Genomic DNA, 20813 nt, shown 5'->3' with positions numbered 1-20813 from the left:
TGATGCTTAAATTGGAAATCGTATTATGAAAACAATAAAAGGTCCCGGTATCTTCTTGGCGCAGTTCATGGGAGATCAAGCCCCTTTCAATAATCTTCCTGATATTTGTAAATGGGCCGCGGGATTAGGATATAAAGGTGTTCAGATTCCTACTTGGGAAACGCGCCTGATCGACTTGCAAAAAGCTGCGGAAAGCAAGACGTATGCAGATGAATTGAAAGGTGCCGTGCAGGAGGCAGGCTTGGAGATAACGGAATTGAGTACGCATCTGCAAGGGCAACTAGTGGCCGTGCATCCTTCGTTCAACGAAATGTTTGACGGTTTCGCCCCTGAAAATTTACGTGGAGCTAACAATGTGAAAGCCCGTACCGAATGGGCTGTTCAACAGTTGAAATACGCTGCCAAAGCCAGTGCGAACCTGGGTTTGAAAGCCCACGCTACCTTTAGCGGGGCGCTCTTATGGCCCACGGTGTATCCTTGGCCGCAACGTCCCACCGGCTTAGTGGAAACGGGATTTAAAGAGCTGGCCAACCGCTGGCTACCGATCTTGAATACCTTCGATGAAAGCGGTGTGGACCTCTGTTATGAAATCCATCCGGGTGAAGATTTACACGATGGTATTACCTACGAACGTTTCCTGGAAGCAACGGGAAATCATAACCGTGCGTGTTTACTCTATGACCCGAGCCATTATGTATTGCAATGCTTGGATTACCTCGAATTTATCGATATCTACCACGAAAAGATCAGGGCTTTCCACGTAAAAGATGCGGAGTTTAACCCTACGGGTCGCTCCGGCGTGTACGGCGGTTACCAATCTTGGATCGATCGCCCCGGGAGATTCCGTTCTTTAGGCGATGGACAGGTAGATTTCAAGGGGGTATTCAGTAAGCTCACGCAATATGATTTTGATGGTTGGGCAGTGATGGAATGGGAATGTTGCATGAAGCACCCCGAAGACGGCGCTAAAGAGGGCGCGCCGTTTATTGCCAGCCACATTATCCGCGTAACGGACCGTGCTTTCGATGATTTCGCAGGTACGGGCGCCGATGAAAACTTCAATCGTCGTATATTAGGTCTTTAATATAAGCAGCCGGGCGATTATCCCGGCTGTAAAAATGGTAAGGATATTTATTACAATACAGTAATTAAACAGTCAAGCAATGAGAAAAAGATTATTGGCACCGTTTTTTTTGAGTGCCTTATTCCTGGCGGCTTGTGGTGGTGGCGCCAAGGAAGAAAAAAAGGATGAGGGTGCAGGTATTGCCCCGGCAGAAGATCATTCCATGGTGGCCCCGCAACAAAGCGGCCAAGAACTAATGGATGGTTCCGATTGTAAAACTTGTCACAAACCGGAAAGCAAATTGGTGGGTCCTTCTTTCAAGGATATCGCGGCTAAATACGAATTGAACGACAAGAATGTAAAATTCTTAGCAGATAAAATTATCAACGGGGGGAGCGGTAATTGGGGCGAAGTTCCCATGGCGCCGCATTCCAACTTTACAGAAGATGATGCTAAAGAAGTAGCCAAGCATATCTTGGAAACTTACGGCCCGGCTAAATAGGAGCCGTTTAGTATCTATATTATTTTAAAAATCTTAGTGATTCTCTTTGTGTAAAACTTACGGGTATTGCTAAGGTTTTTTCTTTTTTATTAGGGTTCAAATGCCCGGTTTGGGATGAACGGTAAGGCTGCATTATGAATGACGCTTAATTGTTATGCAAAACCGAATTTTATCAATACTTTTCTAACGATTTTTAATTCGCTCCTGTTGCTTTTTTATTGCAGGAGAAGCTTAATGATAAAAATCACAAAAACAGGAAAAAATATCCGATTATGAAACGTTTCTTTTCTACTGCGTTGGCTCTTGGTGCTATCATGTATGTATCTACTGCCGTTGCGCAAAAAACTAAACTTAGCAAAAAAGAAAAAAAGCAAGGTTGGGTTTTATTGTTCGATGGAAAAACAACCAACGGTTGGCATAGCTACCTGAAATCTGATGTTGGGGATGCTTGGAAAATCGAAGACGGCGCCCTCGTACTCGATAAACAAAAAGGTAGCCACGGTGGCGACCTCGTTACCAACGATGAATATACAAATTACGAGTTGACTTTGGAGTGGAAGATCTCCGAAGGCGGTAACAGCGGTATCATCTTCAGCGTACATGAAGATCCTAAATACGGCGCTACTTACTTGACTGGTCCAGAAATGCAGGTGCTGGATGATGACAAACATCCCGATGGTAAAATCTACAAGCACAATTCCGGCGATCTCTACGATCTGATCCCTGCTCCTAAAAGGGCTACCAAGCCTGTGGGACAATGGAATAAAGTGCGTATCGTTAAAAATAATAAGCACCTTACTTTCTACCTGAACGGCGTAAAAACTGTTGAAACTACGATGGGAACCGACGAGTGGAACAAGTTAGTAGCTGGTAGCAAGTTCAAAAACTGGGCAGGCTTCGGTGTGTATGATACCGGGAAAATTGCTTTGCAAGACCATGGCAACAAGGTTTGGTACCGCAATATCAAGATAAAACAATTATAATGATATCAAACAACGGCAACAACATGTTGCCGTTGTTCTTTCCAAGCTACTCTTATCCTGATGAATAAACAATTCTTCTTTTCTTGTTTGCTTTGTTGTTGTAGCCTTCTCGCTTTCGCGGTCAAACAACCCAAGATCTTGGTCTTCAGTAAAACTGCTGGATTCCGCCATAGTAGTATCGATGTAGGGAAAAAGACTTTTATTGAACTCGGTAAGAAATATCATTTCGATGTGGATACCTCGGAAGATGCTTCCGTTTTCAATAAAAAAAGTTTGAAACAATATAAAGCAGTCGTATTTCTGAATACGACGGGCGATATTTTCAATGAGGTTCAGCAAGAGGCTTTCCAACAATATATTAGATCAGGTGGCGGCTTTGTAGGCGTGCATGCGGCAACAGATACCGAGTTTGATTGGCCTTGGTTCGGGCGTTTTATAGGCGCTTATTTTACGGATCACCCGCAACAACAGGTGGCGACTACCCGTGTTGTAGATCCCGATCATCCCGCTACGGCGCATCTGCCTAAAGAATGGATCAGGAAAGACGAATGGTATAATTTTAAGGATATCCGTCCAGGTATCAGGATATTGATGTTATTGGATGAATCTACTTACAAAGGTGGTAAGAATGGCCGTGAACATCCATTGGCTTGGTGCCAGGAATTTGAAGGCGGCAGGATGTTTTATACCGCTATGGGACATACGGAAGCATCTTATGATGACCCGTTGTTTTTACAACATCTTTGGGGTGGATTGCAATATGCTTTTGGTAAAAATTCTTTTAAATCAAAATAACCACTTAAATTTATAAGGCTGGTATTTTCCACGTTCATTTATAATCAACTAAGCGTACACAAACTTCTCATTACCATGAAAAAACTGTATGTTCTTCTACTATTGGCTATCGTTGTCGTTTCGGTGAGTTGCTCTAAGAAACGGGAAGGAAAACCCAAGGTGCTCGTTTTTTCGAAAACGGCAGGCTTTCATCATGAGTCTATACCGGCCGGTATAGCAGCGATTCAAAAACTAGGTGACGAGAATGGTTTCCTGGTGGATACTACTACGGATGCCACGAAATTCAACGAAGATACTTTACAGCAATATGCCGCTGTGATCTTCCTGAATACTACCGGGAATGTATTGAATAACTATCAAGAGGCGGATTTCGAAAGATATATCCAAGCCGGGGGCGGTTACGTCGGTATTCACGCCGCTACGGATACGGAATACGAATGGGGTTGGTATAACAAGTTAGCCGGCGCCCAGTTTGCCAATCACCCGCCGGGAGTTCACAAGGCAACAATTCACATCACGGATAAGAATTTTCCCGCTACCAGCATGTTGGGAGATACTTGGGAGCATACCGATGAATGGTATAATTTCAAGAATTTAAATAAGGATGTAAAAGTGTTGATGAACCTCGACGAGTCTACCTATAAAGGTGGCGCCATGGGTAAAGATCACCCCGTGAGCTGGTACCATGATTTCGATGGCGGCCGCGCGTTTTATACCGCTTTAGGTCATACGGTAGCATCTTATACTGAAGATAAATTCTTACAACATATCCTGGGTGGTATCAAGTATGCCATCGGTGAAAATAATTACTTGGATTACAGCAAGGCTACTACTTTGCGAGTGCCGAGTGAAGATCGTTTTACCAAGCAACAATTGGTAACCGGGCAGTTCTTTGAGCCTACCGAGATGACGATTTTACCTAACCTGGATATCTTGGTTGCACAAAGAAGAGGTGAAATCATGTTGTTTAAGAACGCCACGCAGAAGCTTTCCCAAGCAGGATTCTTAAATGTTTATTATAAGACGGATGTCCCGAATGTGAATGCGGAAGAAGGGGTGTTAGGGATCGTTGCCGATCCTAAATTCAAGGAAAATAATTTTATCTATATTTTCTATTCTCCTAAAGATACTTCGGTAAACCGCCTGTCAAGGTTTATTTATAAGGATGATAAGATTGATATGTCTTCAGAGAAGATGATCTTACAATTCTATTCACAAAGACAAATTTGTTGTCATACAGGTGGTTCATTAGCTTTCGGACCCAATGGTTTATTATACCTTTCTACGGGTGATAACACCACGCCATTCGATGAGCCAAACCAAAAATATACTACTAAGAGCTTTGCTCCTTTAGATGATCGCCCTGGTCATACGCAGTACGATGGCAGGCGTTCTTCCGCAAATACTAACGATTTGCGTGGTAAAATTCTTAGGATTAAAGTCAATGAAGATGGTTCTTACAGCATTCCAGAAGGGAACCTCTTCCCGGGTAAATCTGATAAAACAAGGCCTGAAATTTACGTGATGGGTACCAGGAACCCTTACCGTATTTCCGTAGACCAAAAAACAGGTTACCTGTATTGGGGCGAAGTTGGTCCTGATGCTAACGAAGACAACCCGGATCGTGGCCCGAGGGGGTATGATGAAGTTAACCAAGCAAAGAAACCGGGTAACTACGGTTATCCATTATTCATCGCTAATAACCAACCGTACCGCGATTACGACTATGAAACAGGTGTAAGCGGCCCGGCGTTTGACCCGGCAAAACCGATCAACGATTCCAAGAACAATACCGGTTTGAAAGAATTACCGCCCGCGCACCCGGCTTTCATCTGGTATCCTTATGCCGAGTCACCGGAGTTCCCGATCGTGGGTAGTGGAGGTAGGAACGCGGAAGCAGGCCCGGTTTATTACCCTGAATTTTATCCTGAAAAAACACGTTTCCCCGATTATTATACCGGCAAACTTTTCATCTACGATTGGATCCGTGGTTGGATCATGGCCGTTACGATGGACAAAGACGGCAACTTCTCCAAGATGGAGCGCTTTATGCCTTCTACTAAGTTTAACGCGCCGATCGATATGGAAATGGGGCCTGATGGTAGATTGTATGTACTGGAATACGGTAATGGCTGGTTCTCTCAAAACCCTGATGCCGGTTTAGCCCGTATCGATTACAACGGGGGCAACCGTGCACCCGTGGCTACGATGGAAGTAGAGAAGCTAACCGGCGCTGTACCTTTCAAGATGGTAGCGAAAGTGAAAGCCTCCGATCCTGATGGCGATAAACTGAAATACATATGGAACTTCGGTGGTGGAAATAAAACCTCTACAGAAGAACCCAAAGTTGAACATACTTTTAACGTTCCAGGCGAATACGATGTAAATGTTGAGGTTTATGATGATAAGGGCGCGTATGTTCGCAGTAACTCCGTAAAAGTGTACGCTGGTAATGAAACACCGGATGTTACGGTTAAGATCGATGGGAACCAACAATTTTACTTCCCCGGCAAAGCTGTCAAATATTCAGTTGATATCAACGATAAGGAAGACGGGAGCCTCGCTGCCGGGCAGTTAGATATTGCGAATGTTTTCGTGAAAACCGATTACATGGAAGGGCATGACAAGGCTGCCTTACCACAAGGGCACCAAATCATTTCGGGTGCCGTGGCAGGAAAAAGCATCATGGAATCCTTGGATTGTAAAACTTGTCACAAGGTAAATGAAACCTCTATCGGGCCTGCATTTATGCTGGTTGCAAATAAATATCGCGAACAACCCAACTCCAGCAAGTACCTGGTTGAAAAAATCATCCATGGTGGCGGTGGCGTTTGGGGCGAAACGGCGATGAGCGCTCACCCGGACTTGAGTGAAGGCGATGCAAAACAAATCGTGGAATACATCTTCTCATTAGGGGAAGATCCGAAGAATAAGCCGAAGTCTTTACCGGTTGCCGGAACAGTGATGCCTGTTTCCGCGAAAGATATGAAGCCGAACGGCGTATTCTACCTATTTGCCAGCTATACCGATAAGGGTGGTGTAGGTATCAAACCATTAACTGGTACAGGTGCTGCAACATTGCAATCTCCAGTAATCCAAGCTGCGAATTATTCAGAGGCTGAAGGTGCCTCCGCTGTCGAGTATAACGGCCAACGTTTCTTGATCCCGGGTGCTAAGAGCGAAGTGCTTTATAAAGACCTTGATTTGGGGCAAGTAAACGGTTTGGAGATCATCTACTCCGTACAGGCGCCGCTGGAGCATGGTTACAGGCTGAAGGCATTTGCCGAATCTAACGGTAACTCCGAGCCTTTAGGTGAAGCCGTGATCGGAAGTGGGAACGTTAAGCCGATGGAAGCTAACAAGGTAACCTTCACATTTGCTGCTTTAGCAGAAGGTAAACGTACCTTGCTTATTGAAATCGAACCTACCGATCCATCTGAATCTAAGCCGTTAGGAATCATGGCATTCCAATTATTATCTAAGTAGTTTTTTGATATTTATAACCGTCCCGGTAATTCCTGCCGGGACGGTTATTTTTTTTATTAATATGAGGGTAGATCGATGGAAATCACACAAAAATATCAGCCTAATAAATGGTCATAAAGTATGGTTTCCCTAAATTTACAGTAATTTCACCCTTGTTGGATTCGTACTTGGGAGGGTACGAACTATAATTTATAAGGATTTTTCGTATCATTTATTGATACAACAATAAACCTAATTCACTGCAAAAAATGAAGGCAATTATACCTGTAGCTGGAGCTGGCACCAAGCTACGTCCGCATACATACACACAACCGAAGGCATTAATACCATTGGCGGGAAAAACGATCCTCAGCATTATCGTGGATCAGTTGGTAGAAGCCGGTATCCGCGAATTTGTTTTCGTTGTAGGTTACCTCGGCGAGAAGATTCAACATTATGTTGAAAAAAGATACCCGGAATTAACTTGCCATTTCGTACAGCAAAATGCCAGGGAAGGTACCGGTCACGCGATCTTGTTGACCCGTGAAGTGGTAAAGAATGATGAAATATTAATTGTATTGGGAGATACGATTTGTGAATGCGATTTTAAAGAGGTTATCGATGCGCCGACTTCCATACTGGGTGTTAAAAAAGTAGACGATCCCAGGAATTTCGGGGTTGCCGAAGTGGATGATACCGGAACGATCACCCGTGTTATCGAGAAGCCGCAGATACCTAAGACGAACCTGGCTTTGGTAGGACTGTATAAAATCAGGGAAACGAAACAATTATACGATTGCCTGGAAGAGAATTACAAGCAGCAGATTAAATCGCATGATGAGTTTCAGCTTACGGATGCATTGCAATGCATGATCCAAGGCGACGTGAAATTTCATGCTTTCAAAGTGGCCAACTGGTTCGATTGCGGCCGGAAAGATACCTTGCTGGAGACCAATGCCATCATGCTGAAAAAATATCGTCCATATAATAGTTCGCCAATTATTCCTTTTGAAAATACAATCATCATCCCACCGGTAAGTATCGGTGAAGGATGTAATATTAAGAATGCCATCATCGGCCCGAATGTTGCCATCGGCGATAATTCCGTCGTTAACTACTCTATCGTCAAAGATTCCATCATCGGGTCTTATAGTAACCTGTACGAAGTGGTTTTGAAATCTTCCTTGATCGGGAGTGATGCCAATATCCGTGGCTTAAGCCAAAGTTTGAATATCGGGGATAATACCGAGATCGACCTGGGTTGATACTTAGGTGAATTGCCTATATTTGGCAGATGCAACAAAATCGAATTACCCGGTTATTTAATATTCAATATCCCATTATACAAGCGGGTATGATCTGGGCTAGCGGCTGGCGCTTGGCCTCGGCAGTAAGTAATGCCGGCGGCCTGGGGCTGATAGGCGCAGGGAGCATGTACCCGGCAGTATTACGCGAGCATATACAAAAATGTAAACAAGCTACGGCGAAGCCATTCGGTGTAAACGTACCCTTATTGTACCCGGATATCGATCAATTGATGGATATCATTATAGAAGAAAAGGTTCCTATTGTTTTTACATCTGCCGGTAATCCTAAGACCTGGACCGGGAAGTTGAAAGCAGCGGGGATCAAAGTAGTGCACGTAGTATCCAGCGCCAAATTTGCGAAGAAAAGTGAAGAAGCCGGTGTAGATGCAGTTGTGGCTGAAGGATTCGAAGCGGGCGGGCATAATGGTCGTGATGAAACCACTACGATGGTATTGATTCCCGGTGTTTGTGAAGCCGTTGGGATTCCCGTAATTGCAGCCGGTGGCATTGCTAGCGGTAAGGCGATGGCGGCTGCTATAGCCCTGGGGGCGGATGCCGTGCAAGTGGGTTCCCTGTTTGTTGCAACACCGGAAGCCTCCTCGCATTTAAATTTTAAAGAAGCTATTGTCAAGGCGCAAGAAGGGGATACGCTACTTTCGTTAAAAAAATTGGCGCCTGTGCGTTTGCTCAAAAACGACTTTGCTGCAAAAGTAAAAGAGGCCGAACTGCGCGGTGCATCAGAAGAAGAGTTGAAAGCATTATTAGGAAGGGCGAGGGCCAAAAAGGGCATGTTTGAAGGTGACCTGGCCGAAGGTGAGCTGGAGATCGGGCAAGTATGCGGGTTGATTCAATCGATCCGCCCGGCGGCGGAGGTGCTAGTACAAATGTGGGAAGAATATAAGGATACTTTGAAGCGGATGTGCGATAGATGAAGGCAGGCTATTAAAGATCCAGTAACCCGAATGTTTGGTGATGGGGAATATGAAGGTCTATAAAATTTAAAATTGGCCTTGATTTCTTTTTTTAGAAGGGTATAACTAGAAGTGTCAGATGATAAATAATAACTTATTCTTTTGTCAATATCGGCTTGCGCAAATAGTTTTGAATCGTTTGGAATTATATTTCTATTATCTAATCGAAGATTATTTTTTTGTTTAAAGCAAATCTTGGCATAAGCACCCGCTTGTTTGGCATGATCTAAGTTGAAGGGTATAATCTGTAAATTTCTCAATGGTAATTCATTATAGTCGCCCCCGACACAATATTCAGCTATGCTGATAGTTGAAATCAGCATGGTTATTTCTTTTTCAAGGAAATACCTGGAATAGCCATCAGCATTTTTAAATAGCGGATCTGCATCATTTAAAAATCTAATAAAGAAACTGCTATCTAATAAAACAGCCTCATGCATCGTAACCTCCCCTTATCTCTTTTAACCATTGCTCCGGATCAATCGAATTTAACCAAGACTTTTTAGCACTTCCCAGTTTAATTTTAAATTTTACCTTGGAGGGGCACAAAAAAAACATCCCGAAGAATCGGGATGCAAATGAAAAACAGTGAACAATGAAATAGTACTACTATTTCAAAAAAGGTATGATTATAAAACTTTAATCTTAATACTTTTAAAGCTTACCGCATTACCATGATCTTGCAGCAAGATATGCCCGGTTCTGGCCATGCCGAAATTCGGCCACTTCGCATATTTACTGCGGGCTACCAAGGCCTTGTAGATATTATCGCCACGTACATAACTCACTACCTTGTGCCCATTCAACCAATGCTCCACGCGGTTGTCAGGATAAACTACCACCCTACCGTGATTCCATTCACCTACAGCTTTGTGCGAGTTCGTGAAATGCATGGACGGTATCAGGTCATAAAGTGATGCCAAGGTACGGTTACCTACGGCGCCTAATTTCGCATCCGGGTGCTTCGCATCATCAAGAATTTGGTACTCCAAACCGATGGCCGAACCGCTATTGTTCTCGCTTTCTGTAACAAAATATTTAACACCGCTGTTGGCGCCTTCTGTTAACTTGAAGTCAAACTCCAAATCGAATGCCGCGAACTGTTCATTAGTTACGATATCACCACCGTTGGTTGACTCTGCACCATCACTGGCCAATACGCTCAGGATACCATCCTTGATACTCCAGCCTTTAGCGGGGAAGGCATCTTTATAAGCGCCTCTCCAACCCTTGCTTGATTTGCCATCCCATAATAAGCGGTAACCATTTTTAGCTTCCTGTGCAGAAATATTGTTAGGTATATTATTGACAACATAAATATCATCTAAAGGACTGAATTGTGATGCGCCGGGATTTTCGATGATACGGATGTTTCTCCAGCGGATCGTTTTCCCTTCGTCAGATTTATGGTTCCCGATACCGTGTACTTGCAAAGCGATAAAGCCGCTGGGTAATTCCTCATCGATCACGTGTGCAGCGGGAACACCGTTAATAAAAGTACGGATGGTGCTACCTTTACATTCGATACGGTATTTATTCCATTGACCCGGTTTGTAAGCATTTTGTGCCACGGGATTCAAGTCTAATGGGTACAACCAACCGCGGCGGCCTTCTTCGTACACACCTCCACTCCAACGCCTGCTGGAAGGATCAATCTCCATTTGATAACCGAATACGCGGCCATTTTGATAATCGGCTTTACTTTGGCTACGGAACTGTATGCCCGAGTTAAAGTCTTGATCCAATTTATATTCCAACTCCAGGATAAAATCCCCGTAGTCTTTCTCCGTAGCAAGGAAAGTATTAGGTGTCCCGGTGACGGTTTTACCGATGATTTCGTTGTTTTGCACAACGTAGGTGGCCTTCCCGCCCAGTTTTTTCCAACCATCCAAGTTTTTTCCGTTGAATAGTGATGTCCATTTTGCTTGTTGGGCCGTGGTACCCAGGGCAACCATTAGAGCTGCACCAAGCAGGATGTATTTTTTCATTAACTGAAATTTTGTTGGCATTCCTGTTATACGGGGAATATAACATAGCCGGTCGATGGTGTAATATTTTAAGATAGTCCAGGTAATCCCCCAATACCGAGGACTTTATTTCGTAAATTAATCTAACCGCAATATAAGAACATTCCGAATAAATTGCAATCGTTTGCAATTTTATAAAAGCTAGAATGGTAGCCGTTTTTGTTGAATGATGATTTTTATTGATGAACGGTCTGAATTGAACGGCTTCCCGGCAGATGTGAAGGTTTTGTGAAGATATGTTTCCTTCAACGGGTAGCTGGGTGCAATTTAGTAAATTCATATGCCGTTAACCTAATCTACGAAAGAATTGTTAATAACCGGGATTCCACAACATTTAAAATATCTTACAATGGCTCAAAAAAAGATCTTGTTTCTGACCGGCGATTACGCCGAGGATTACGAAACCATGGTGCCCTTTCAAATGCTGCAAATGGTAGGTCATGATGTGCATGCTGTTTGCCCGGGTAAAGCCGCCGGTGAAAAGGTTATTACCGCTATTCACGACTTCGAAGGCGACCAAACCTACAGCGAGAAGCCGGGACATTTCTTCGTCTTGAATACCACTTTTTCAGATGTTAAAGTGGAAGAATATGACGCGATCGTATTAGCTGGTGGCCGCGCTCCAGAGTATTTAAGACTGGATAAAAAGGTGATTGAATTTGTAAAACACTTCGCGGAAAAGAACAAACCCATCGCCGCCATTTGCCACGGCATCCAGATATTAACGGCGGCGGATGTTGTAAGGGGAAGAACTTTAACCGCATATCCCGCGGTTGGTCCCGAAGTTACTATGGCCGGAGGGAAATATGAATCTGTAAATGCCAGCGAAGCGGTGGTAGACGGCAACCTGGTAACTTCACCTGCTTGGCCGGGGCATCCGCAATGGATCGCGGAATTTTTAAAAGTACTCGGCACGCAGATCATCTTATAATTCCCTAAGGGTAAGTGCTAGAAATCCCGGCTAGGATCATGGCCGGGATTTTTTATAAATTTAAATCATTGTTGTCCGGCTAAAAATGCTTTAAAGGTACTTGAATTCCTTACCTGGTCAAGGATATAAGCGAAGGATGATACATTCACCACCCGCCAAGAGAACCGTGGAACTTCGCACCGTTGATAGCGAAGGGTAGCTTGGCCATACAGTAGTAGAAAGGCCAGATCGAGCGATCAAATTGGTGGCCGTAATGGCCAATTTGTGCCCTTTTTTGGGCAAGCAAAAAAGTACAAGAAACAAGCAGATGAACATTGAATCGAACTATTGAGGGATCAAATTGCTCCCCGGTTAAAATTTAGTCGGACAACAATGAATTTAAATATTGCCGATTTTCCGCTTATCAATTGATTTAATGATAAAAGCTGACCGAAGTTGACATTAACTAACCTATGTATTATTTTTAATCTGTAATGATGGAAAACCCTTGAACCCATCTGTGAATCCGCTTTTTCAAAAGACTTCAACTCGCGTTATAATGATGAGAAAACATGCCTTTATATGCATCCTAAGTAGCAGTTTGATACTTGGTTTATTTACGATTACGGCCAGGGCACAAATACAAAACCGCGCACCCTTACATCAAAATCCTTACATGGAATTACCCCTGGGGCAAATTAAAGCGCATGGTTGGTTAGAAGAACAGTTGAACCGGATGAAATCGGGGATGACCGGTCACCTCGACGAACGTTATGCCGAAGTAGTCGGTTCCAGGAATGCTTGGTTAGGCGGCGATGGCGATGCCTGGGAGCGTGGCCCTTATTGGATCGATGGTTTGCTGCCACTGGCTTATCTTACAAATGATAAAGCCTTGCAAGAAAAAGTACAACATTGGGTTGACTGGACATTAGAACATCAGCGCAAGGATGGATATATCGGCCCTTTACCACCCAAGGAGAAAACTGCTTATGAGCCGGGATTACAAAAAGAGCCCGCGGAAGACTGGTGGCCGCGCATGGTGATGCTGAAAGTGTTGAAACAATATTATGAGGCTACCGGGGATAAAAAAGTGATCAAGGCTTTATCCAAATATTTCAAATACCAATTGGAAACATTACCCCAAAAACCCTTGGACACCTGGAGCTTTTGGGCGAACCGCAGGGGTGCTGATAACTTGATGGTAGTGTACTGGCTGTACAACATTACCGGGGAAAAGTATTTGTTGGACCTGGGGACACTCTTGTACGAACAAACATATCCTTATACGGATATTTTTATGAATGCCTTTCCGAAAGCTTCGGCCGATCTATCGCATTTATATCCTTATAATATCCGGAACTCTTATCCTTACGATAAAAGAATTACCCGGCAAATGCATGTAGGGCAGCTTCAAAGCTTCCATTGCGTAAACTTTGCCCAGGGATTAAAAACACCGGTGATTTACTACCAGCAAGATCCCGATTCAATTTATATCACGGCTGTAAAGCGCGCATTGAAAGACATCAGGCTATTCCACGGGCAAGCACAAGGTATGTACGGCGGCGATGAACCTTTGCATGGTAATGCCCCTACGCAAGGTATTGAGTTTTGCTCCATCGTGGAAATGCTGTTCTCCTTGGAAAGCATGTTGCCCGTTACAGGCGACGTTTCATTTGCCGACCAGGTGGAAAAAATAGCCTACAATGCTATGCCGACACAGGCAACAGATGATTTTAACTACAGGCAGTACTTCCAATCTGCTAACCAGGTGATGATTACCAAAACGAAAAGGAATTTTTTCGAGGATAATTCACACAAAGCTACGGACCTGGTTTACGGCTTATTGACCGGTTATACATGCTGTACCGCCAATATGCACCAGGGCTGGCCTAAATTAGTACAAAACCTATGGTATCAAACCGCGGATGGTGGAGTGGCCGCCTTGATTTATGGCCCCAGTGAACTTAATACGACATTACCCGGCGGACAAAAAATCAGGGTCGTAGAAGAAACGCAATATCCATTTGATGACCAGGTTAGCTTTAAAGTGAACACTCGCAAGGACGTAATTTTTCCTTTACACCTGCGCATACCTACCTGGGCAAAGAAAGTAAGGGTTTCAATAAACGGTAAGCCGATTGAACAGATTGCACAAAGGGGTACAATCCTTAAATTGAACCGTCTTTGGAAAGATGGTGATATCGTGAATGTCACGTTCCCGATGGATATTGAAATTAGCCGTTGGGCAGAGCAGTCGGTCGCAGTAGAACGCGGTCCACTAGTATATGCACTTAAAATAGAAGAGCATTGGCAGAAACATCATGATGATGAATACGGGGAATATTTTGAAGTGCTGCCGGGCAATGATTGGAATTATGGTTTAGTTGAAAAAGCGATCCAGTCGCCCAATACCAGCTTCGAAGTTGTTAAGAAAGACATACCGGGAGATCAATATCCGTGGAATTTAAGCGGTGCGCCCATCCACCTGGTAGCTAAAGCGAAGAAAATTCCTTCTTGGACGATCTATAATAATATGCCGGGGCCATTACCTATGCCTTTCGTAGCAACCGAAGGGGCTGAACAGGAGATTACCCTGGTGCCTTACGGTTGTACTACCTTGAGAGTTACCGAATTCCCGGTAGTACATTAGTAAATAACCGGGAACTGGCTGCAATATATTATTTGTAATTCGTTGGTTATCAGTGTTTAAATCTTTCTATAATTTTCATTGATATTCATTTTCAAATTAAGCTGCCTTTACTTACCTTTGCAGCCAAATTGAGGGGCGAAATATCGCCTTATAAATATTTAAAAGAATATGTCTGGACAACTTAAAGAGGTTCGTAATCGTATAAAATCCATTCAAAGTACGCAGCAGATCACTAAGGCCATGAAAATGGTAAGTGCCGCTAAGTTGAAACGTGCACAAGATGCCATTACGCAAATGCGCCCTTATGCTGTAAAATTGCAGGAAATGTTGCAAAACATTGTCAGCAATAGCGAAGGTTCTATCAATAGCGCGTTAGCTGCGGAAAGAGCCGTTGAAAATGTGTTGGTGGTGGTGATTACTTCAGACAGGGGCTTGTGCGGCGCTTTTAATACCAACTTAATCAAGTTGGGAAAACAGGTGATCCGTGATAAATACGCCGCTCAATTCGCTAAAGGTCAAGTAGATGTAATGCCAATCGGTAAAAAGGCTTACGAGCACTTTACTAAGAACGGTTACACCGTTGTAGATAGCCATTGGACGATCTTTACCGATCTTACCTTCGATGCTGTAAAAGATGCAGCTACAACTGCTATGAACGGCTTTGTTTCCGGTAAATACGATGCCGTAGAAATTATTTATAGCCAGTTCATCAACGCTGCCACGCAAGAATACGTTGCAGAACAATTCTTGCCGATCGCAAAGGTTGAAAATGAAAGCAATAGCGGTTTAAAAGCCGATTTTATCTTCGAACCTGAAAAAGATACCTTGATCGAAGAATTGATGCCTAAAATCTTGAATACACAATTCTTTAAAGCGGTATTAGATTCGCATGCTTCCGAGCATGGTGCCCGTATGACGGCGATGGATAAGGCTTCAGAGAATGCCAACGAATTGTTGCGCACGCTCAAAATCTCTTACAACCGTGCCCGCCAGGCCGCGATCACTACAGAACTTACCGAGATCGTTAGTGGCGCTGCTGCCCTCGAAGCATAATGCAGGGTTTTTCACAAGAAATCAACATACTTTATTTTATATTTTTTAGAGAAGGTCAAAGACTGTAACTTAGTCTTTGACCTCTTTTTTTAGAAGCATAATATCGTATAACCTTCTTAATCGGCGATTATGGAAATTTCACAATTAATTCCCCATGTTGAAGCCCTCATTTTTGCGGCTGACAGGCCATTGCCAGTACCGGAAATCTCGGAACTGTTGAACAATGCCATGGCTTTCTTGGAAGATCGCGCCACCAACGAACAGGTGGAAACTGCCATTGAAGCGATCAAAGAAAAATATAATAGTGAATTCTATGCCTTCGAAATAAGGGAAAGCGGTGGTGGCTACCAGTTCCTTACCAAAAAGGAATATTATCAAACGGTAGCTCAATTAAATGGTGAAAAATTCTTGAAGCGATTATCTACAGCGGCTTTGGAGACTTTGGCGATCGTGGCTTACCGCCAGCCGATTTCTAAGGGTGAAATTGAGTATATCCGCGGGGTAAGCACTGATTATTCTATTCAAAAGTTATTGGAAAAGGATCTGATCGTGATTTCAGGAAGGAGTGAGGAATTGCCTGGAAAACCATTGTTATATAGCACTTCTAAAGCATTTATGGACTATTTCGGGCTCAACTCGCCTGATGATCTGCCTAAATTGAAAGAAGTATTCGACGAAGATTTAATCCAGCCCACCCTGATTGACGGGAATGGCGATGCAATAGCGGCAGATGCCGCAAATGGTGAATTGGACGAAAGCGGTCGCTTCGTTGTGTCTAATGATGGAGAATTGAGGATAGAGGCCGAAACGATAATATTAGAAAATGATGATGCTGCCGAGTTCCCGCAACTTTCCATAGATGAAAATGCAGCGCCCCCGGATCCCGAATTGTTAGACGAGCCTGAAATTTGGACAGAAGAGAATCTCTCCGCTGAAAGTCAGCCGACTAATGAAGCGATTATCCCCGGGGATGATGATGATGACGATGACAGCGACGAGGATGATTTCGAAGAGTATGAAGAATTTGAAGAATCCGGTGATTTCGAAGATCGTCCCAGCGAACTGGACGAATTTATTGAACATGCCGATGACGATGAAAAGGAAGCCTACGATGAAGCTGAACAAGAAGAAGAGGAAGAAGATAACCGCGAAGGAGATATAGAAAGATCCCTAGAAGATGACGAGGATGATTGACCGCCGGTCGCGACCGGCGGCGGCAACCGTGACCGGGCGGCAGCAACCGCGACCGGCGGCGGCAACTGCGACCGGCGGCGGCAACCGTGACCGGGCGGCAGCAACTGCGACCGGCGGCGGCAACCGTGACCAGACTGCGACCGGAAGCTACCTATGCAACCTCCGTTTATAAAACTGGATGATCTTTTGTTGAGGAAAGCCCGTCTTGTACATAAGTAGTACGATCAAATTCACGAATTGTACCTTGATATAAGAATGCTCATCGAATTTTTTACTGCTAGCGATAATGGGTCTTTTAATAACCTTAAACCTGAAATAGGCCCTGCCCCGCTGGATAAATTCATAATCTTCCAAGATAGGGTTGTCATTGTTAAAACCACCCAGCTGCTCAAAAACATTCCTGCGTATAAATAAACTTTGCCGAACGGAATTGCTAAAGATCGCGCTTATCCTGCCAAGCCATGCCCCGATCTTAGGTATGATCTTCCCCGTTTGATATTTGAACCGGAAACAACCCAGGTCGGCATGTAGCATCAACTGTAAAATATCATCAACATAACCTTTGTAAATGCGGACTTCGGGATGTAAGAATAGGAAAATATCCCCCTGCGCCAAAGCGGCGCCGTAATTCATTTGCGCAGATCTGCCCTTAATGGGTGACCGCAAGGCCCTGGCGCCACTTTCACAAGCAAGCGTGACGGTTTGATCCGTGCTGCCGCCGTCAACAACGATCAAATCGCATATAGCGGGATGCCGGGAAGCAAACAAATCATGAATCAGGTCCTTGATGTTGGATGCATTATTAAATGTGGGTATGATCACACTAATGGTCATGCATATAGATTAATACATTGGTTGTTCATAAGACTGGAACAGCCGCATCTCTTCGAAAGAGGTGCGGCTGTACTATTGGAAATATCCAAAATACATCAGTATAATAATACGTAATTGGATTGCAGAAAGTTCTGGTTGGATGCAGATTTACACTTTCGTGTGATATGCCTCAAATTATAATTTAACCACTTCAATGTTTTTCCAACGAACCTTGATACCACCACCGGCATGGATTTGCAAAGCAATTTGACCATCTACGGAACCGATCTTGGCATCTTCTAAAGTAATCATCTCGTGGCCGTTCAACCAAGTGGTTACTTTATTACCTACAACGCGAACTTTCATCTTGTTCCATTGACCCATTTTCAGGTATTTGTCTTTAGCCGGATCAGGTTTAATCAACCAACCCCTACCGTAAGATTCATAAATACCGCCAGTTGACATGTTCGGTGGCGCTACTTCTGCTTGCCACCCGGTGATTTTTGTTCCTTCTATTGAGCAATGGAAGAACACGCCGCTATTGCCATCAGCTTCTTGTTTGAATTGTAAGCTCAGTTCAAAATCTTTAAACTTTTGATCGGTACCAAGGTAGCCGTATTCTTTATCAGGGCCGCTTTCGCAAACCAGCTCACCGTTATCTACATACCATTTTTCTGTGCCGTAGATCGTCCATCCGGTAAGATCTTTACCATTGAATAACTTAATTTTTTTACTTAGAGTAGCGCTGGTAGCGATCACTAGGGCCAGGCATAAGCTAGCTACCGTAATTGCCCTTCTCATGGCCAATTTTCTCATAATCGGAAATTTTGTGTGGATGATTAGTATGCTAGTAAGATAGTATTTTCTTTCAGTGCAAGCAAGCGCCTGTTTATTAAGGGCTAATTTCAAGGAAGAATGTTAATGATTGCCCTGTCAATAAAACAAAACCCGTCACTTGGTCAATTCCAAATGACGGGTTATAAATATAGTTAGATGCTGTTATCTTGCTACGTTTACGGCGCGGCGTTCGCGGATCACCGTAACCTTGATTTGCCCGGGATATTGCATCTCGGTCTGAATCTTAGTTGCAATGTCGAATGACAAGCGATCTGCATCTGCATCCGTTACTTTTTCACTTTCAACGATTACGCGTAATTCACGACCGGCTTGAATGGCATAAGCTTTTTCAACGCCATCGTAGGCCATGGCAAGATTTTCCAAGTCCTTGATACGTTGCAGGTAGCTTTGCATGATTTCACGGCGTGCTCCTGGGCGGGCGCCGCTGATGGCGTCACAAGCCTGTACGATCGGGGAAATAACGTATTGCATTTCCATCTCGTCGTGGTGTGCACCGATAGCATTCACTACTGCCGGATGTTCACCGTATTTTTCAGCCAATTTAGCACCCAGTAGGGCATGGCTCAATTCTGTTTCTTCATCCGGTACTTTACCGATATCGTGTAGCAAACCGGCACGTTTTGCCAGCTTAGGATTCAGTCCTAATTCTGCCGCCATCACGGCGCAAAGGTTGGCCGTTTCCTTGGAGTGCATCAGCAGGTTTTGACCGTAAGAAGAGCGGAAGCGCATCTTACCAACCATCCTGACCAGCTCTTTGTGTAAGCCGTGGATACCGAGTTCGATGATGGTACGCTCACCGATTTCCATCACTTGCTCCTCTAATTGGCGCTTCGTTTTATCGACCACTTCCTCGATACGGGCAGGGTGGATACGTCCATCTTGCACTAAGCGTTGCAAGGACAAGCGGGCGATCTCGCGGCGTAACGGATCGAAAGAAGATAATACGATGGCTTCAGGGGTATCGTCAACGATCAAATCAACACCGGTGGCAGCTTCAATGGCACGGATGTTACGACCTTCGCGACCGATGATTTGACCTTTGATCTCGTCACTTTCCAAGTTAAATACCGTGATGGCATTCTCGATGGTTTGCTCGGCAGCAGTACGCTGGATAGACTGAATAATGATTTTCTTTGCTTCCTTGTTAGCTTTCAGCTTAGCTTCCTCGATGATGTCCTGGATATGCGACATAGCTTGGGAGCGTGCTTCTTCCTTCAAACTTTCGATCAGCTGCGCGCGTGCTTCTTCGGCAGTTAAAGCGGCCACTTTCTCTAGGCGGCGGATATGTTCTTCCTGGTGTTTTTCCAGTTCTGAACGCTTGATGTTTACCAGTTCAATTTGGCGGGCCAAGTTTTCCTTGATGGCCTCGTTTTCCTGGAGTTGCTTCTGTAAGTTTTCGGTTTTTTGATTGAGGGATTGTTCTTTTTGTTTGATGCGGTTTTCTGCTTCGCCAACTTTCTGATTGCGTTGGAGCACTTCCTTCTCGTGTTCACTTTTCAGTTGTAAGAATTTTTCTTTCGCTTCCAACATCCTGTCTTTCTTAATGTTTTCCGCGTTCACCTTGGCATCGGCCACTATTTTCTGGGCCTGTTGTTCCGCTTCATCAATTTTGTGCTGCGTGTTCTTGGCAAATATCACTTTCCCTAAAAAAATACCTGCTACTAGTGCAACTACAGCTATTATGGCAGTTATTAATAAATCCATATATCTATTTTATAAAATTTATTTTAATGCTTCTCAACCTGTTATCTAATTCTGCATCTTCAACAAGGTAGAGAGCCGACCCGCGAAAATACAAAAAAATGGCAGCAAAAGTCAGGAGATGTTGTGATAATGAATAAATTAAGACACAAGGAAGGTGTGTGACCGGGGCAAAACTTGGAATTTCTTGGGGGAAAGCCGTGAAATATTAACCCAAATGTGCGTTCAGTAACTGTTCTAAGTGCTCTAATTTTTCTTTTAATAAGGGTGATGTTTGTGCTTGTGCTTTACCCGCGTTCGTAACGGGGTGGGTAGCATACATAATCAGGGCCATGGCAATGAAATCTTGCATGTCTTTGCCGGCGTAGGCCGTTTTAAATTCAATGATTTTTTCATTGACCTCTTTCATAACGCGCCTTACGTCGGCTTCTTCTTCCGGGCGGATCTTGATCCGGTAAGACCGGTCTGCAACCACGATATTCACTGGAATAAGTTCGTCCATACTGTTTTGGTTTGTTGGG

General features: G+C 44.1%; 16 protein-coding genes. 11 read left to right on the top strand and 5 right to left on the bottom strand.

Annotation, left to right across the window (positions count from 1 at the left end):
- The first annotated feature begins 25 nt into the window (after positions 1-25).
- The 7 genes from COR50_RS01790 (at position 26) to COR50_RS01760 (ending at position 9047) form a co-directional block, all read left to right on the top strand.
- The gene (locus tag COR50_RS01790; protein ID WP_098192383.1) at positions 26-1084 is read left to right on the top strand and encodes a sugar phosphate isomerase/epimerase family protein; all 1059 of its coding nucleotides are present in this window, start codon (positions 26-28) and stop codon (positions 1082-1084) included.
- Positions 1085-1163: 79 nt separating this feature from the next.
- Positions 1164-1565, top strand: a complete 402-nt coding sequence (locus tag COR50_RS01785; protein WP_098192382.1) for a c-type cytochrome — start codon at positions 1164-1166, stop codon at positions 1563-1565.
- A gap of 272 nt (positions 1566-1837) precedes the next feature.
- On the top strand, positions 1838-2548 hold the full coding sequence (locus COR50_RS01780; protein ID WP_098196063.1) for a 3-keto-disaccharide hydrolase: 711 nt from the start codon (positions 1838-1840) through the stop codon (positions 2546-2548).
- Positions 2549-2608: 60 nt separating this feature from the next.
- On the top strand, positions 2609-3343 hold the full coding sequence (locus COR50_RS01775; RefSeq protein WP_098192381.1) for a ThuA domain-containing protein: 735 nt from the start codon (positions 2609-2611) through the stop codon (positions 3341-3343).
- A gap of 75 nt (positions 3344-3418) precedes the next feature.
- On the top strand, positions 3419-6829 hold the full coding sequence (locus tag COR50_RS01770) for a ThuA domain-containing protein (RefSeq protein ID WP_098192380.1): 3411 nt from the start codon (positions 3419-3421) through the stop codon (positions 6827-6829).
- Between the two features lie 248 nt (positions 6830-7077).
- Positions 7078-8073 carry a sugar phosphate nucleotidyltransferase gene (locus COR50_RS01765; RefSeq protein ID WP_098192379.1) on the top strand — a complete coding sequence of 332 codons (996 nt, stop codon included), beginning with the start codon at positions 7078-7080 and terminating at the stop codon, positions 8071-8073.
- A 29-nt stretch (positions 8074-8102) separates the two neighbouring features.
- Positions 8103-9047, top strand: coding sequence for an NAD(P)H-dependent flavin oxidoreductase (locus tag COR50_RS01760; protein ID WP_098192378.1), 945 nt, complete (start codon positions 8103-8105; stop codon positions 9045-9047).
- 668 nt (positions 9048-9715) lie between these two features.
- On the opposite strand, the gene COR50_RS01750 is transcribed toward COR50_RS01760, so the two are convergent.
- The gene (locus COR50_RS01750; RefSeq protein ID WP_098192377.1) at positions 9716-11074 is read right to left on the bottom strand and encodes a 3-keto-disaccharide hydrolase; all 1359 of its coding nucleotides are present in this window, start codon (positions 11072-11074) and stop codon (positions 9716-9718) included.
- Positions 11075-11462: 388 nt separating this feature from the next.
- Between COR50_RS01750 and COR50_RS01745 the strand changes: the two genes are divergently transcribed.
- The 4 genes from COR50_RS01745 to scpB all read left to right on the top strand — a co-directional run bounded on the left by COR50_RS01745 (position 11463) and on the right by scpB (position 16920).
- Positions 11463-12044 (top strand): DJ-1/PfpI family protein, encoded by a 582-nt coding sequence (locus tag COR50_RS01745; RefSeq protein ID WP_098192376.1) that lies wholly within the window; start codon positions 11463-11465, stop codon positions 12042-12044.
- Between the two features lie 538 nt (positions 12045-12582).
- Entirely contained in the window at positions 12583-14673 is a 2091-nt protein-coding gene (locus COR50_RS01740) for a beta-L-arabinofuranosidase domain-containing protein (RefSeq protein ID WP_198405757.1), read from the top strand.
- A gap of 168 nt (positions 14674-14841) precedes the next feature.
- Positions 14842-15726 carry an ATP synthase F1 subunit gamma gene (gene atpG / locus COR50_RS01735; protein ID WP_098192375.1) on the top strand — a complete coding sequence of 295 codons (885 nt, stop codon included), beginning with the start codon at positions 14842-14844 and terminating at the stop codon, positions 15724-15726.
- Between the two features lie 129 nt (positions 15727-15855).
- Positions 15856-16920, top strand: coding sequence for an SMC-Scp complex subunit ScpB (gene scpB, locus COR50_RS01730; protein WP_098192374.1), 1065 nt, complete (start codon positions 15856-15858; stop codon positions 16918-16920).
- A 147-nt stretch (positions 16921-17067) separates the two neighbouring features.
- Here scpB and COR50_RS01720 read toward each other — a convergent pair whose 3' ends face one another.
- The 4 genes from COR50_RS01720 to COR50_RS01705 form a co-directional block, all read right to left on the bottom strand.
- Positions 17068-17754: a TIGR04283 family arsenosugar biosynthesis glycosyltransferase gene (locus COR50_RS01720; protein ID WP_098192372.1), complete on the bottom strand. Its 687-nt coding sequence runs from the start codon at positions 17752-17754 to the stop codon at positions 17068-17070.
- A 174-nt stretch (positions 17755-17928) separates the two neighbouring features.
- Complete coding sequence (locus tag COR50_RS01715) at positions 17929-18549, bottom strand: 3-keto-disaccharide hydrolase (RefSeq protein WP_232516252.1); 621 nt, start codon at positions 18547-18549, stop codon at positions 17929-17931.
- Between the two features lie 183 nt (positions 18550-18732).
- Positions 18733-20295 carry a ribonuclease Y gene (rny, locus tag COR50_RS01710; protein ID WP_098192371.1) on the bottom strand — a complete coding sequence of 521 codons (1563 nt, stop codon included), beginning with the start codon at positions 20293-20295 and terminating at the stop codon, positions 18733-18735.
- A 205-nt stretch (positions 20296-20500) separates the two neighbouring features.
- Positions 20501-20794, bottom strand: coding sequence for a cell division protein ZapA (locus tag COR50_RS01705; protein WP_098192370.1), 294 nt, complete (start codon positions 20792-20794; stop codon positions 20501-20503).
- Positions 20795-20813 lie beyond the last annotated feature (19 nt).

Origin of the sequence: Chitinophaga caeni (assembly GCF_002557795.1) — a bacterium.
Lineage (GTDB): Bacteria > Bacteroidota > Bacteroidia > Chitinophagales > Chitinophagaceae > Chitinophaga > Chitinophaga caeni.
This window is presented reverse-complemented; position numbering and strand designations above follow the sequence as displayed.

Coding starts and splice junctions, on each gene's coding strand:
- COR50_RS01740 (WP_198405757.1), top strand. CDS start 12,583: ATGATGAGAAAACATGCCTTTATATGCATCCTAAGTAGCAGTTTGATA.
- COR50_RS01790 (WP_098192383.1), top strand. CDS start 26: ATGAAAACAATAAAAGGTCCCGGTATCTTCTTGGCGCAGTTCATGGGA.
- COR50_RS01770 (WP_098192380.1), top strand. CDS start 3,419: ATGAAAAAACTGTATGTTCTTCTACTATTGGCTATCGTTGTCGTTTCG.
- atpG (WP_098192375.1), top strand. CDS start 14,842: ATGTCTGGACAACTTAAAGAGGTTCGTAATCGTATAAAATCCATTCAA.
- COR50_RS01720 (WP_098192372.1), bottom strand. CDS start 17,754: ATGACCATTAGTGTGATCATACCCACATTTAATAATGCATCCAACATC.
- COR50_RS01750 (WP_098192377.1), bottom strand. CDS start 11,074: ATGAAAAAATACATCCTGCTTGGTGCAGCTCTAATGGTTGCCCTGGGT.
- COR50_RS01705 (WP_098192370.1), bottom strand. CDS start 20,794: ATGGACGAACTTATTCCAGTGAATATCGTGGTTGCAGACCGGTCTTAC.
- COR50_RS01715 (WP_232516252.1), bottom strand. CDS start 18,549: ATGAGAAAATTGGCCATGAGAAGGGCAATTACGGTAGCTAGCTTATGC.
- rny (WP_098192371.1), bottom strand. CDS start 20,295: ATGGATTTATTAATAACTGCCATAATAGCTGTAGTTGCACTAGTAGCA.
- COR50_RS01760 (WP_098192378.1), top strand. CDS start 8,103: ATGCAACAAAATCGAATTACCCGGTTATTTAATATTCAATATCCCATT.
- COR50_RS01775 (WP_098192381.1), top strand. CDS start 2,609: ATGAATAAACAATTCTTCTTTTCTTGTTTGCTTTGTTGTTGTAGCCTT.
- COR50_RS01785 (WP_098192382.1), top strand. CDS start 1,164: ATGAGAAAAAGATTATTGGCACCGTTTTTTTTGAGTGCCTTATTCCTG.
- COR50_RS01745 (WP_098192376.1), top strand. CDS start 11,463: ATGGCTCAAAAAAAGATCTTGTTTCTGACCGGCGATTACGCCGAGGAT.
- scpB (WP_098192374.1), top strand. CDS start 15,856: ATGGAAATTTCACAATTAATTCCCCATGTTGAAGCCCTCATTTTTGCG.
- COR50_RS01765 (WP_098192379.1), top strand. CDS start 7,078: ATGAAGGCAATTATACCTGTAGCTGGAGCTGGCACCAAGCTACGTCCG.
- COR50_RS01780 (WP_098196063.1), top strand. CDS start 1,838: ATGAAACGTTTCTTTTCTACTGCGTTGGCTCTTGGTGCTATCATGTAT.